We start from the raw sequence: 12,848 nt of genomic DNA on the forward strand, positions 1-12,848 counted from the left end.
AGCCGCTAGCCTGTGCGCATGACAATGCGCATCTCCGTCTTCGGCACTGGCTACCTGGGTGCCACGCATGCCGCCGGCATGGCCGAGCTCGGCCACGAGGTCATCGGCGTCGACATCGACCCGGCCAAGATCGAAAGGCTCCAGCGGGGCGAGGTCCCGTTCTACGAGCCCGGCCTGCCCGAGCTCCTGAGGAAGCACGTCGACTCGGGGCGTCTGCGCTTCACCACGGACGCCGCCGAGGCGGCTTCGTTCGCCGACGTGCACTTCATCGGCGTCGGCACGCCGCAGAAGAAGGGCTCGTACGCGGCGGACATGACATTCGTCGACTCCGTGATCGAGACGCTCGCGCCGCTGCTGATCCGTCCCGCCGTGATCCTGGGCAAGTCGACCGTGCCGGTCGGTACGGCCGCGCGCCTCGCCGCGCGGGTCCGCGAGCTCGCCCCGGTGGGGGACGATGCGCAGCTCGGGTGGAACCCCGAGTTCCTGCGCGAGGGCTTCGCGGTCGAGGACACCCTGCGCCCCGACCGTCTGGTCATCGGCGTCGACAAGGATCGTCCGGGCCGCATCGAGGAGGTGGCGCGCGAGGTCTACGCCGACGCCATCTCGCGAGAGACGCCGTTCCTCGTGACCGACCTCGCGACCGCCGAGCTCGTCAAGGTGAGCGCGAACGCCTTCCTTGCGACCAAGATCTCGTTCATCAACGCGATCGCCGAGGTCTGCGAGGTGACCGGAGCGGACGTGACGGAGCTCGCGGATGCGATCGGGCACGACGCGCGCATCGGCCGCAAGTTCCTTGGCGCGGGTCTGGGTTTCGGCGGCGGCTGCCTGCCCAAGGACATCCGCGCGTTCATGGCTCGTGCCGGAGAGCTGGGCGTCGACCAGGCGCTCACGTTCCTGCGCGAGGTCGACGACGTCAACCTCCGTCGGCGCCAGCATGTGGTGAGCCTGGTCAAGCGCGAGCTCGGCGGCGCTCCGCTGAGCCGCAGGGTGGCGGTCCTGGGAGCGGCCTTCAAGCCGGAGTCCGACGACATCCGTGATTCGCCGGCGCTCGACGTGGCCGGGCAGCTGCACCTCGCGGGGGCTGATGTCCGCGTGTTCGATCCCGAGGCAATGGCGAACGCCGCCGCGGTGTGGCCCACCATCACGTTCGCGGAGAGCACTGCGGCGGCCATCGCCGACGCTGAGATCGTCGTGGTCGCCACGGAGTGGAAGGAGTTCCGGGGCCTTGACCCTCACGCGGTCGGTGAGGCCGTCGCGAACAAGGTCGTGATCGACGCGCGGAACTGCCTGCCTGCGGACTCATGGCTCGATGCGGGCTGGCGCTACATCGGCATGGGTCGTTACTCCTCCTGATGTCATGACCGACCTGATCGACACGACGGAGATGTACCTCCGCACCATCTACGAGCTGATCGAGGACGGGGTCACGCCGATGCGCGCCCGTCTGGCGGAGCACCTGGGCCATGCCGGGCCCACGGTGTCTCAGACGATCGCCAGGATGGAGCGCGACGGGCTTGTCGTCGTCACACCCGACCGGCACCTCGAGCTCACGCCCGAGGGGCATGAGCTCGCGACGCGCGTGATGCGCAAGCACCGGCTCGCGGAGCGCCTGCTGACCGACGTCATCGGACTCGACCTCGGGCACGTCCATGAGGAGGCATGCCGCTGGGAGCACGTGATGAGCGAGCGCGTCGAGAGGCGGCTTCTCGAGATCCTCGGCGAACCGACGGTATCCCCGTACGGCAATCCCATCCCGGGGCTGTCGGAGCTCGGAGTCGGCGCTGCCGAGGGCGCGGGCGATTCCGCCGAGAGGGGCCTCACGGACCTCGCCGCGGCAGGTGTGACGCAGGTCACGGTGACCCGCATCGGCGAGCACCCGCAGGCCGACCTCCAGCTGCTGGGCGAGATGGTCGAGAACGGGTTGCTTCCAGGCGCGACCGTGGGCGTCGCCGAGGAGGGCGATGCGATCGTCGTGACCCTCGGCGGAGCCAGGGGCGTTCTGGGCAGAGACCAGGCGCGACACATCTTTGGTTTGCCTTCCTAGGGTTCTTTGATAAATTTTCGGTAACAACGACGGCCTTCAGGGCATGGAGAACCCCTCCACCGCGCCCCCCACAAGAGGCAACGCTCGAAGATGACGCGAGCGTAGGGGTGCAGAAACATCGACGCGCACGGGGCGCGGAAGGAACGAACACTTTGAAGTACGGATACATGCGCGCCAAGACGCGCGCGGTGGCCGCGGCCACGGGCACAGCGCTCGTGGTGGTCCCCCTGACCGGAGCCGCCGCCGCCGCCCTCGTGACCGATGACACGGTCGCCGACGGCACCCGTCTCGACGCAGCGGCCTACTCCAGCGATGTCGCCGACATCCCCGAGCTGACCACCGAGACCAAGAAGAGCGCCTACGAGATCGACACCCCCACGGTGAAGGTCAAGGTGCCGCCGCCGCCGGAGCCCGAGCCCGAGCCGGAGCCCGTGGTGGTCGAGGAGACCACCACCTCGACCGAGTCCTCGACCTCGTCGAGCGAGTCCTCCGACTCCAGCAGCTCGAGCGAGTCCACCACGAGCGGCGCCACCGAGGTGTCGAGCAGCGAGTCGACCTCGTCCTCGTCGCAGTCCTCGGCGGTCCAGGCCGCGATCAGCGGCTCCGCCGTGATCGCCGAGGCCTCGAAGTACGTGGGCGTGCCCTACGTCTCGGGCGGCTCCTCGCCGTCGGGCTTCGACTGCTCGGGCTTCGTGTCGTACGTCTACGGCCAGCTCGGCGTCTCGCTCCCGCGGTCCTCCGGCGCCTACTACTCGGTCGGCACGCAGGTCTCGAGCCCGCAGGCCGGCGACATCATCGTGACCCCCGGTCACGTGGGCATCTACGCGGGCCCCGGCCTGCAGATCGACGCGCCGCGTCCGGGCAAGACCATCCAGTTCCGCGCGATCTGGCAGTCGAACCCGCAGTACCGCCGCGTCACCTGATCCACGCGTCGCACGAGGGCCGTCACCTTTCCGGTGGCGGCCCTCGTCGTGTCGGGGGCACGACCGCTCGGTACGGCTGCGGGGCCGCCTCGGATGCCGCTAGGTTGGAGCCATGAGGACGACGACGGTGCCGAACCTTGGACGTGAGATCTCCCTGGTGGGTCTGGGGACGTGGCAGCTGGGTGGCGACTGGGCCACCGTGGGCGACGAGGCGGCGCAAGAGGTGCTGAACGCCGCCGCCGACGCCGGCACGCGGCTGTTCGACACCGCGGACGTGTACGGCGACGGGCGCTCGGAGAAGGCGATCGGGCGCTTCCTCGCCGGACGCGAGGACCGCGACGACTTCGTGGTCTTCACCAAGATGGGCCGCCGCGCGGAGCCGCACGTCCCGTCCGAGTACACCCTCGACAACTTCCGCCGCTGGACCGACCGGTCGCGCGAGAACCTCGGCGTCGACACGCTCGACCTGGTGCAGCTCCACTGCCCGCCCACGCCGGTGTACTCGGACGGGCGCGTCTACGACGACCTGCGCACGCTGGTCGACGAGGGGCGGATCGCGCGCTGGGGCGTGAGCGTCGAGCTGGTGGACGAGGCGCTCGCCGCGCTCGAGCAGCCCGACCTCGCGACCATCCAGATCATCGTCAACATCTTCCGCCGCAAGCCGCTCGAGCAGGTGCTCCCGCTCGCAGCCGAGAAGGGCGTGGGCATCATCGCGCGCCTCCCGCTCGCCTCCGGACTGCTGTCCGGCAAGTACGACGAGCACACCACCTTCGCCCCCGAGGACCACCGCACGTGGAACCGCGACGGTGCGAAGATGAACATCGGCGAGACCTTCTCCGGCATCCCGTTCGAGGTGGGCGTGCAGGCCGCCCGCGAGGTGGCGGCGCTCACCCCCGAGGGGTGGACCACCGCGCAGATGGCGCTCGGCTGGCTCAAGCAGGTCGGCGTGGCGACCATGATCCCCGGCGCCTCGAAGGTGTCGCAGGCGCGGTCGAACGCCGCCGCGGCGGACTTCCCGGAGCTCCCGGCGGAGACGATGGACTGCCTCGAGCAGATCTACGAGACCTACTGCCGGGAGCACGTGCACGGCGTGTTCTGAGCGTCCCGCCGGACCTCAGCGTCCCGTGGGCGGTGGTCGGGCGGCCGCCACCGGTACTGACCGTCCCGATCCGGGCGGGGTGGGGTGGACGATGCGCGGGGCGGGGTGCGCGCAGCCGGTACCCTGGTGCGTGCACCCCGTTGCAGGCGCCTGTAGCTCAGGGGATAGAGCACCGCTCTCCTAAAGCGGGTGTCGCGCGTTCGAATCGCGCCAGGCGCACCATGCCGTGACCTTCGCCCCGGCGCCGGACCCCGCCTCGGGCATAGCGTGGAGGACATGGTCGGGGCGGTCCGGCGTCACCTCGAGATGATCGTGCTGATCCTCTCGGGCCTCCTGCTGGCCGGGGGAGCCGTCTGCTGGTGGAGCGGCGCGCCAGGCGTCGCCGAGGCCCTGTGGGTCGCCGGCACCGTCCTCGGCCTGGTCTTCGCGCTCGCGGCGACGGTCCAGGCCGCGCGCCACCGGCGCCCGACGGTCGACATCATCGCCGTCCTCGCGCTCGCGGGCGCGCTCGCCGTGGACGAGCCCCTCGCCGGCGCGATCATCACCCTCATGCTCGCCACCGGGCAGGTGCTCGAGGCCCGCGCGGACGCGCGCGCCCGGCGCGAGCTGAGCCTTCTCACCGAGCGCGCGCCGCGGACGGCGCGTCGCCTCACGGAGTCCGGCGTGGTCGAGGTGCCCGTGGACGAGGTCGGGGTGGGGGAGCACCTGCTGGTGCGACCGGGTGAGGTGGTGCCGGTGGACGGCAGGCTGACCGCGTCCGCCACCTTCGACGAGAGCGCCCTCACGGGCGAGCCCGATCCCGTCGAGCGCCCCGCGGGCGACGACGTCCGCTCGGGCGTGGTCAACGGAGGCCAGCCGGTCGAGATCGTCACGACGACCACGGCTGCGGCGTCCACCTACGCCGCTCTCGTGCGGCTGGTCGAGGAGGCGCAGGCGGCCTCGGCGCCGTTCGTGAGGAGCGCCGACCGCTGGGCCGTGATCTTCGTGCCCGTCACCCTGGTGCTCGCCGGTGCCGCGTGGTGGGCCGCCGGCGACCCCGTGCGGGCCGTCGCGGTCCTCGTGGTCGCGACGCCGTGCCCGCTGCTGCTCGCGGCTCCGATCGCGCTCGTGTCCGGGCTGTCGCGCGCGGCGCGCCTCGGGGTGGTGATCAAGGGCGGCGGCGCCCTGGAGCAGCTCGCGCGCGCGACCGTGATGGTGGTGGACAAGACCGGCACGCTGACGCGAGGCCACCCGGCGGTCGCGAGCGTGGTGACCGAGGGCGGAGCGGAGGACGAGGCGCTGCGGCTCGCCGCGAGCCTCGACCAGATGTCGGCTCACGTCCTCGCCGGACCCATCGTCGAGGCCGCCCTCGCGCGAGGGCTGACGCTCGAACGTCCCGAGGGGGTCGAGGAGGTTCACGGGCAGGGCGTGGCCGGCACCGTCGGAGGCAGCCGTGTGCGCGTGGGCAGGCCGACGTGGATCGTCGGCGACGGTCCGCCCGAGTGGGTGACGCGGGTGCGGCGGCGCGCCGAGCTCGACGGCTCGATGACGGTGCTGGTCGAGATCGACGGGACGCCCGCGGCGGTGCTCACGCTTCAGGACCCGATCCGCCCCGATGCGCCCCGCATGATGCGCGCGCTGCGGGACGCCGGGATCGACCGCGTGGTGCTGGCGACGGGCGACCGCGCCGACGTCGCGCACGCCGTCGGCCGCATCGTCGGCGTGGACGAGGTGCTGGCCGAGTGCACCCCCGCGGACAAGCTCGCGGCGCTGAGCCGGGAGGCGGGGCGAGGGTCGACGGTGATGGTCGGCGACGGCATCAACGACGCCCCTGCGCTCGCGGCCGCCGACGTCGGCGTCGCGCTCGCCGCGCGCGGCGCGACCGCCTCGTCCGAGGCGGCGGACGTGGTGCTCACGGTGGACCGTGTCGACGCGCTCGCGCAGGCCAAGTCCGTCGCCCGCCGGTCCCGGCGGATCGCGCTCCAGGCGGTCGCCGTCGGGATGGGGCTCTCCCTCGTCGCGATGGTCGCGGCGGCGCTGGGCTACCTCAGCCCGACGGTGGGCGCCGCGCTTCAGGAGGTCATCGACGTGCTGGCGATCGCGATCGCGCTGCGGGCCGTGCTGCCCGGACGGGCCTCGGGCCCGGAGCTCACCGCCGAGGAGCATGAGGTTCTGCGGCGGCTGCGCGAGGAGCACGACGGGCTCGGGCCCCTCGTCGAACGGATCGCGACCGTCGCCGACGCGATGTCGACCCAGGCGCCGGACCTCGCGGAGGCGCGCGCCCTCGCCGATGCGCTCGAGACCGAGCTGCTGCCCCACGAGCGGGCGGACGAGGAGCGGCTCGTCCCGATCGTGGCACGGGCGCGCGGCACGCGCGAGGCCGTGGCGGCGCTGAGCCGCACCCATGCGGAGATCGAGCACCAGGTGACGCGCCTGAGGCGCCTGCTCGAATCCGCGCCGGCGCCCGCGGACGCCGAGACCGTCATCGAGGCGCGTCGGCTCCTCTACGGGCTCCACGCGGTGCTGAGGCTCCACAACGCGCAGGAGGACGAGGACGCCTTCGGGCTGATCCCGGTGCCGCACGCATGAGCCCGGTCACGGTCGAGCGGGCCGATGCCGTGATCATCGGAGGCGGCGCGGCGGGGCTCTCGCTGCTGTGCCACCTCGCCGCCGCCGGGTGGGGCGAGCACGTGGTGCTGATCGACGACGGCGCGCGCCCGGTCGAGCACCGCTCGTGGGCGTGGTGGTCGGAGGGGCGCGGGCTGCTCGATCCGCGTGCCTCGGTGGCGTATCCGCACGCGGTGGTGGCCGACGAGGGCTGGGGCCGGCGCATGGACCTGGCCCCGTACGCGTACCGGGTCCAGACCGGGGTCGCGCTCGCCTCGGCCGCCGACGCCGTGCTCGCCGAGCATCCCCGATGGCGGCGGATCGCGGGGCGGGCCGCCCGCGTCGAGGCGGAGGGTGACGGCGCGCGGGTCGCGGTCGAGACCGATGCGGGCAGCCTGGAGCTGCGCGCGAGCCGGGTGTTCGACTCGGTCCGGCCCGGGCTCCCGGCGGCGGACGGTCCCGCGCTCGACCTGCTCGGGCTCCGCGTGCGGACCGAGGCCGCCGTGTTCGACCCCGGCGCCGTCACGCTCATGGACTTCCGGACGCCCCAGGAGGGCGGCGTCGCGTTCGTGTACGTGCTGCCGACCTCGACCCACGAGGCCCTCGTCGAGAGGACCGCGTACACGCGAGCGGGCGAGACGCCCGAGCACGAGCCTCGCCTCGCGCGGTACCTGAGCGAGGTCCTGCAGGCCGGAGCCGTGACGGAGGTCGGGCGCGAACGCGGGCGGATCCCGCTCCTCGCCGCGGCGCCCGCGCACGGCGGCGGGGCGATCGTGCCGATCGGGGCCGCGGCGGGGCTGGTCAAGGCATCGACCGGCTACGCCTTCGCGCGCATCCAACGCCACAGCGAGGCGATCGCGGCGCGGCTCGCCGCCGGACAGGACCCCGGCGGCGCATGGCCGGGCAGCCGGTGGCACCGCGCGCTCGACGCGGCGCTCCTGCGGCTGATCCGCGAGGACCCCGACGGTGCACGGGCCGTGCTCGGCGCGATGCTGCGCCGCAACCCGCCCGAGCGGATCCTCGCCTTCCTCGACGAGAGCGCGTCGCCCCTCGCGCAGCTGAGGCTGTTCGCGACCCTGCCGGAGTTCGCGCGGTCCATGCTGACCACCCTGATGCCGGGAGCGGGCGCGCGCTGAGGGTGCGCGGCGGCGTCCGCGGGCGCGCGTACCCTGCTCCCCATGGGATCCGTGCCCGAGACGCGTGGTGGCGTGCCGCCGCGCGGCGTCGCGCGCGCGTCGGGTCCGCTCGCATCGCTGCCGGGTGACGCCCCCGCGGACCCCTCGACGCTGCGCTCGCACAACCTCGGCATCGTCATGCGGATGCTCCGCGACCATCACACGCTCACACGCAAGGACATCGAGCGCGCCACCGGGATGGTGCCGGCGTCCGTGACCAACCTCGTCGCGGACCTCGCCGACCGGGGCCTGGTCCGCGATCAGCGCGCGGGCGCCGGCGAACCGCGCGGCCGCGGGCGTCCCCGCATCACGGTGGAGCAGGTGCCCGATCGCTGCCTCGGGCTCGCCGTCCGCATCGAGCGCGAGAGGCTCACCGCCGAGCTCCACTCGAGCGCAGGGCTCCTGCTCGACTCGGCGTCGCGCACCGTCTCGCACGGCTGGGGTCAGCCCGGCGACGTCGCGGACGAGATCGCCGCGCTCATCGCGCGCGCCGTGCTCCTCGCGGCGGAGCACGAGGGCGTGCTCATCTCCTGCACCGTGACGGTGCCGGGCCCGGTGGGGTCGGACGCGAGGATCGCCGACACCCTCGAGTTCGGGTGGGGCCACCTCGACCTCGTCGGGCTGGTGCGCGCGGCGGGCGCTCCGGAGGCGGTGCGGATCGAGGTTGTCAACGACTCGAGCGCGGCGGCGCTCGCGGAGCACTGGGCGCTGCCGAGGCCCCGGCCCGGCGTGATGCTCTACGTGGAGACGGGCGCCGGTCCTCTCCTCGGCGGCGGCATCATCGCCGACGGGCGGATCCTGTCCGGAGGCCGCGGCTACGGCGGCGAGATCGGCCACATCACCGTCGACTGGCGTGGACGCTCGTGCGCCTGCGGGGCGATCGGATGCGTCTCGACGTACGTGGGCCCCGACGCGCTGCTCGCCTCCGCACGCCTCACCGAGCTCGCGCACACCGCGGGGCGCGCGACGGCGCTCGACGAGCTCCGCGCGCGGCTCGACCGCGGCGAGAAGCGCGCCGTCGACGTGGCCCTGCGCGCGGGCGACATCCTCGGCGCGGCGCTGAGATCCGCGTACGACGTGGTCAACCCCGGCACCGTGGTGCTCGGCGGCTATCTCGCGAGCCTGCGGCGGTGGCTCGAGCCTGGGATCCACATGCAGCTCGCGCCCCGATCCGAGCGGCTCGCCCCGGTGGTGATCGAGTCGGGCAGGCTCGGGCGCCGCGCGGGGCTCGTGGGTGCGGCGCGGCACGGGCTGCAGCCGTTGTTCGACGACCCGACCATCGTTCCCTCGCTGCGGATGGAGGCCGGGACCGCGCCTCGCGCCGGGGCGGTGGGGAACCGCGGCTGACCCGCGCAATCGGCGTCCTGTGCAGCGTGCTGCGCCTGATGACGCGGCAACGACCTGTATTGTCGACAATATTGTCGGCGGGACAGCGGTGCGCAGCGTCGGGCACGGCTCACCGTCGATCGTGACGCCGGGCGTCAGGGGAGGAGGAGCCATGGTCGCGGACACGCGCGTGGTCGAGGAGCTCAAGGCCGCGATCCTTCGCGGGGAGTTCTCCCCGCGGCAGCGCCTGGTGGAGATCGAGCTGTGCGAGCAGTTCGACGCGAGCCGCTTCGCCGTGAGGGCCGCGCTCCAGGCGCTCGAGGCGGACGGCCTGGTCGAGCGTCAGCGCAACCGCGGTGCGCGCATCCGCGAGATCGGCATCGACGAGGCGGTGGAGATCACCGAGGTGCGCCAGGTGGTCGAGGGGCTGATCGCCCGGCGCGCGGCCGAGCGGGTCTCGGTCGACGAGGCCGAGGCGCTCGCCGCGATCGGCCGCGCGATGCACGAGGCGGTCGCGGCCGGCGAGGTGGCCGAGTACAGCGATCTCAACGCACGTCTTCACTCGATGCTGCGCGACATCGCGCGCCACGAGAAGGCGAACAGCATCATCGCCCACCTTCACGGCCAGATGGTGCGCCATCAGTTCGCGCTGTCGCGCGTGCCCGGCCGGTCCAAGGTCTCGGTGCATCAGCATCAGGCGATCATCGACGCGGTGGTCGAGGGTGACGGCGACGCGGCGGAGCAGGCCATGCGGACGCACATCGCCTCCGTCGCGGACGCGCTGCGCGGCATCGGATAGCGGTCGCATCGGGGCGGCGCCGCGCCTCCGCGGAGCGCGTGACCAAAACGTTGCCAATCTCGTCTACAAAATTGTCGACAATCTTGATACGGTGGCGCTTGCGGCGCCCTCAATGGTGAGGGTGCTGGTCTCAAGGAGGAGCCCATGCACATCAAGAACCCGTCCTCCCGGGTGCGAGCCGCACTCGGAGCCGTCGCCGCGCTGGGCGTTCTAGCGCTGGCGGCGTGCAGCTCGGACACCCCGGCGGAGACGACGTCCTCGTCGGCCGCGGAGCCCGCGGCCAGCGACTCGGCGATGACCGAGACCATGGAGGTGACCGACGTCACCGTCGGCCTCATCCCGATCCTCGACGTGGGGCCCATCTACCTCGGCGTCGAGAAGGGCTTCTTCGAGGAGGAGGGCCTCAACCTCTCGCTCGAGCTCGCCCAGGGCGGCGCCTTCATCATCCCCTCGGTCAGCCAGGGGGACTACGAGTTCGGGTTCAGCAACGTCACCTCGCTGATCCTTGCGACCGCCAACGGCGTGGGCCTCGAGGCGGTCGGTCCCGGCGCCTCGACCAACGGCACCGAGGAGGACATGGCAGCGGTGCTCACCACGTCCGATTCGGGCATCTCCACCGCCAAGGATCTCGAGGGCAAGAAGGTCGGCGTCAACGCCCTCGCCAACGTCAACACCGCCACCATCAACCAGATGGTGCGCGACGACGGCGGCGACCCCACCAAGGTCACGTACGTCGAGCTGCCGTTCCCGGACATCGTCCCCGCGATCGTGTCGGGTGACATCGATGCCGGCCAGGTGGTCGAGCCCTTCCGCACGGCCGGCGTCAACCAGGACCTGGTGAGCATCGGTTCGAACTTCCTGGCGATGAGCCCGACGTTCATGATCGCCGAGTACTTCACCTCGTCCGACTACGCGGCCGAGAACCCCGACGTGGTCGCGGCCTTCGAGGCCGCGCTCGCCAAGTCGTTCGAGTACGCCACCGCGAACCCCGACGAGGTTCGCGCGATCGTGCTCGACTACACGCAGATGGACGAGGAGACGGCGAACGCCGTGCGGCTGCCGGGCTGGCCGAGCGAGATCGACGCCGCGTCGGTCGACCTGCAGGCCGAGCTCGCCGTGACGGACGGGACCCTCGCCGAGATCCCGGACCTGTCCAACCTCAAGTAGCGGGACCGGGGCCGCGGCTTCCCCCGCCGCGGCCCCGGGTCCTCGCTCCGGCATCGTCCGCCTTCCCCCTCATCCCCACCCGACGGTCCGCCGTCGGATCGGAGGCCCCCTGTGTCCTCGAGCCCATCCACGCTCGCACCGCCCGCCCGGCCGCGGGTCGGCGCCCGCCCTCGACGGCCGCGCCGCAGCCGTGATCTCTGGCTCGGCATCGCCGGCGTCCTCATCGTCCTCGCGGGGGCCGAGACGCTGTCGCGCACGGGCATCGTCAACCCCGACTTCCTCCCTCCCGTCACCGCGATGTACGCGGCGCTCTTCGAGATGCTCGGCGAGGGCTGGTTTTGGGAGGCGCTGTGGCTCACGGTGCGCGGCTGGGCGATCGGCCTCGCTGCGGCCATGGCGCTCGGCATCGCGCTCGGCTTCGTGATCGGTTCCGTGCCGTTCCTGCGCAAGTTCACCAGCTCGACGATCGAGTTCCTGCGCCCGATCCCCTCGGTCGCGCTGATCCCGCTGGTGATCCTGCTGTTCGGCACGCAGCCGCAGTCGGCATTCGTGCTGGTGCTCTACGCCGCGTTCTGGCAGGTGCTGGTGCAGGTGCTGTACGGCGTCGCCGACGTCGACCCGGTGGCCCGCGATACCGCGCGCTCGTATCAGTTCGGGCCGATCCGTGTCGCACGGTCCGTCATCTACCCCACGGCGCTGCCCTACATCATGACGGCCTTCAGGCTCGGAGCGGCCGTGGCGCTCATCCTCGAGATCACCGCGGAGCTGGTGATCGGCGTGGATGGCCTGGGCCGCGAGCTCGGCATCGCCCAGAGCTCTAACGCGGTCCCCGAGACCTACGCGCTCGTGATCGTCATCGGCCTCATCGGCGTGGCCGTCAACCTGCTCGCACGGTTCGTCGAGCGCAAGGCCCTCTGGTGGCACCCCTCGGTGAGGAGCGAGAACTCATGACCCGGTTCCTCAAGGCGACGGGCTACGCCGTCGGCCTCCCCGCGATCCTGCTCACCGCGTGGTGGTTCGGCTCGGCGAACTCCACGAACACCTTCTGGCCGCCGCTGTCCACGATCATCGAGACGTTCCCCACCACGTGGACCTGGGACCGCATCGTCGCCGACGTGTTCCCGTCGCTCGCCCGTCTGGGAATCGGCTTCGGCATCGCGGTGGTGGTCGGCATCGTCCTGGGCACCGCGATCGGCCTGTCGCCGACCCTGCGTGCCCTGTCGGAGCCGGTCCTCGAGTTCTTCCGCGCCGTGCCGCCGCCGGTGCTGGTCCCGATCATCGCGCTGTTCGCCGGCTACACCGGCTGGCTCGGCAAGATCGTCACCATCGCGCTCGGCTGCCTCTGGCCCATCCTGCTCAACACGGTCGAGGGCGTCCGCGGGCTCGAGCCCACGCTCACCGACACCGCGAAGAGCTACCGGCTCAGCCCGTGGCGCCGGCTCGTGTTCGTGGTGCTGCCCGGCACGAGCCCGCGGATCTTCACCGGCGCCCGTCAGGCGCTGTCCATCGGCGTGATCCTCATGGTCATCTCGGAGCTGTTCGGGGCCAACCGTGGCCTCGGCGCCGCGATCGTCCAGTTCCAGAGGAGCTTCGCCATCCCCCAGATGTGGACGGGCGTGATCGTGCTCGGCCTCATCGGAGTCCTGCTCGCCGCCCTCTTCAAGGTGGTCGAGAACCGCATGCTCGCCTGGTACCTGGGCCAGCGTCAGATCGATCGAGGAGAGTAGAC

Annotated in this window: 11 protein-coding genes and 1 tRNA gene; all 12 read left to right on the top strand. The window is 72.2% G+C overall.

Features of this window, described 5'->3' with window-relative positions; all coding sequences use genetic code 11:
• The first annotated feature begins 24 nt into the window (after nt 1–24).
• Nucleotides 25–1,353 carry a UDP-glucose dehydrogenase family protein gene (locus TR42_RS05295; protein WP_042213708.1) on the top strand — a complete coding sequence of 443 codons (1,329 nt, stop codon included), beginning with the start codon at nt 25–27 and terminating at the stop codon, nt 1,351–1,353.
• Between the two features lie 4 nt (nt 1,354–1,357).
• Complete coding sequence (locus TR42_RS05300) at nt 1,358–2,044, top strand: metal-dependent transcriptional regulator (RefSeq protein ID WP_042213710.1); 687 nt, start codon at nt 1,358–1,360, stop codon at nt 2,042–2,044.
• A gap of 167 nt (nt 2,045–2,211) precedes the next feature.
• Nucleotides 2,212–2,967 carry a C40 family peptidase gene (locus TR42_RS15395; protein WP_052405637.1) on the top strand — a complete coding sequence of 252 codons (756 nt, stop codon included), beginning with the start codon at nt 2,212–2,214 and terminating at the stop codon, nt 2,965–2,967.
• 112 nt (nt 2,968–3,079) lie between these two features.
• Nucleotides 3,080–4,066: an aldo/keto reductase gene (locus tag TR42_RS05310; RefSeq protein ID WP_042213712.1), complete on the top strand. Its 987-nt coding sequence runs from the start codon at nt 3,080–3,082 to the stop codon at nt 4,064–4,066.
• Nucleotides 4,067–4,212: 146 nt separating this feature from the next.
• Nucleotides 4,213–4,288: transfer RNA gene (locus TR42_RS05315), tRNA-Arg, on the top strand.
• Between the two features lie 54 nt (nt 4,289–4,342).
• Entirely contained in the window at nt 4,343–6,634 is a 2,292-nt protein-coding gene (locus TR42_RS05320) for a heavy metal translocating P-type ATPase (RefSeq protein ID WP_042213713.1), read from the top strand.
• Nucleotides 6,631–7,788: a lycopene cyclase family protein gene (locus tag TR42_RS05325; protein WP_052405639.1), complete on the top strand. Its 1,158-nt coding sequence runs from the start codon at nt 6,631–6,633 to the stop codon at nt 7,786–7,788. The genes TR42_RS05320 and TR42_RS05325 overlap by 4 nt, the downstream gene beginning before the upstream one ends.
• A gap of 42 nt (nt 7,789–7,830) precedes the next feature.
• The gene (locus TR42_RS05330; RefSeq protein WP_042213715.1) at nt 7,831–9,174 is read left to right on the top strand and encodes an ROK family transcriptional regulator; all 1,344 of its coding nucleotides are present in this window, start codon (nt 7,831–7,833) and stop codon (nt 9,172–9,174) included.
• 151 nt (nt 9,175–9,325) lie between these two features.
• Nucleotides 9,326–9,952, top strand: a complete 627-nt coding sequence (locus TR42_RS05335; RefSeq protein WP_042213717.1) for a GntR family transcriptional regulator — start codon at nt 9,326–9,328, stop codon at nt 9,950–9,952.
• Nucleotides 9,953–10,096: 144 nt separating this feature from the next.
• The gene (locus TR42_RS05340) at nt 10,097–11,119 is read left to right on the top strand and encodes an ABC transporter substrate-binding protein (protein ID WP_042213719.1); all 1,023 of its coding nucleotides are present in this window, start codon (nt 10,097–10,099) and stop codon (nt 11,117–11,119) included.
• A gap of 111 nt (nt 11,120–11,230) precedes the next feature.
• Nucleotides 11,231–12,070, top strand: a complete 840-nt coding sequence (locus TR42_RS05345; protein ID WP_081953194.1) for an ABC transporter permease — start codon at nt 11,231–11,233, stop codon at nt 12,068–12,070.
• Nucleotides 12,067–12,846 (top strand): ABC transporter permease, encoded by a 780-nt coding sequence (locus TR42_RS05350; protein WP_042213720.1) that lies wholly within the window; start codon nt 12,067–12,069, stop codon nt 12,844–12,846. Before TR42_RS05345 ends, TR42_RS05350 begins: the two co-directional genes overlap by 4 nt.
• Nucleotides 12,847–12,848: the final 2 nt, after the last annotated feature.

Origin of the sequence: Demequina mangrovi, assembly GCF_000759715.1 — a bacterium.
In the GTDB taxonomy this organism is placed as follows: domain Bacteria; phylum Actinomycetota; class Actinomycetes; order Actinomycetales; family Demequinaceae; genus Demequina; species Demequina mangrovi.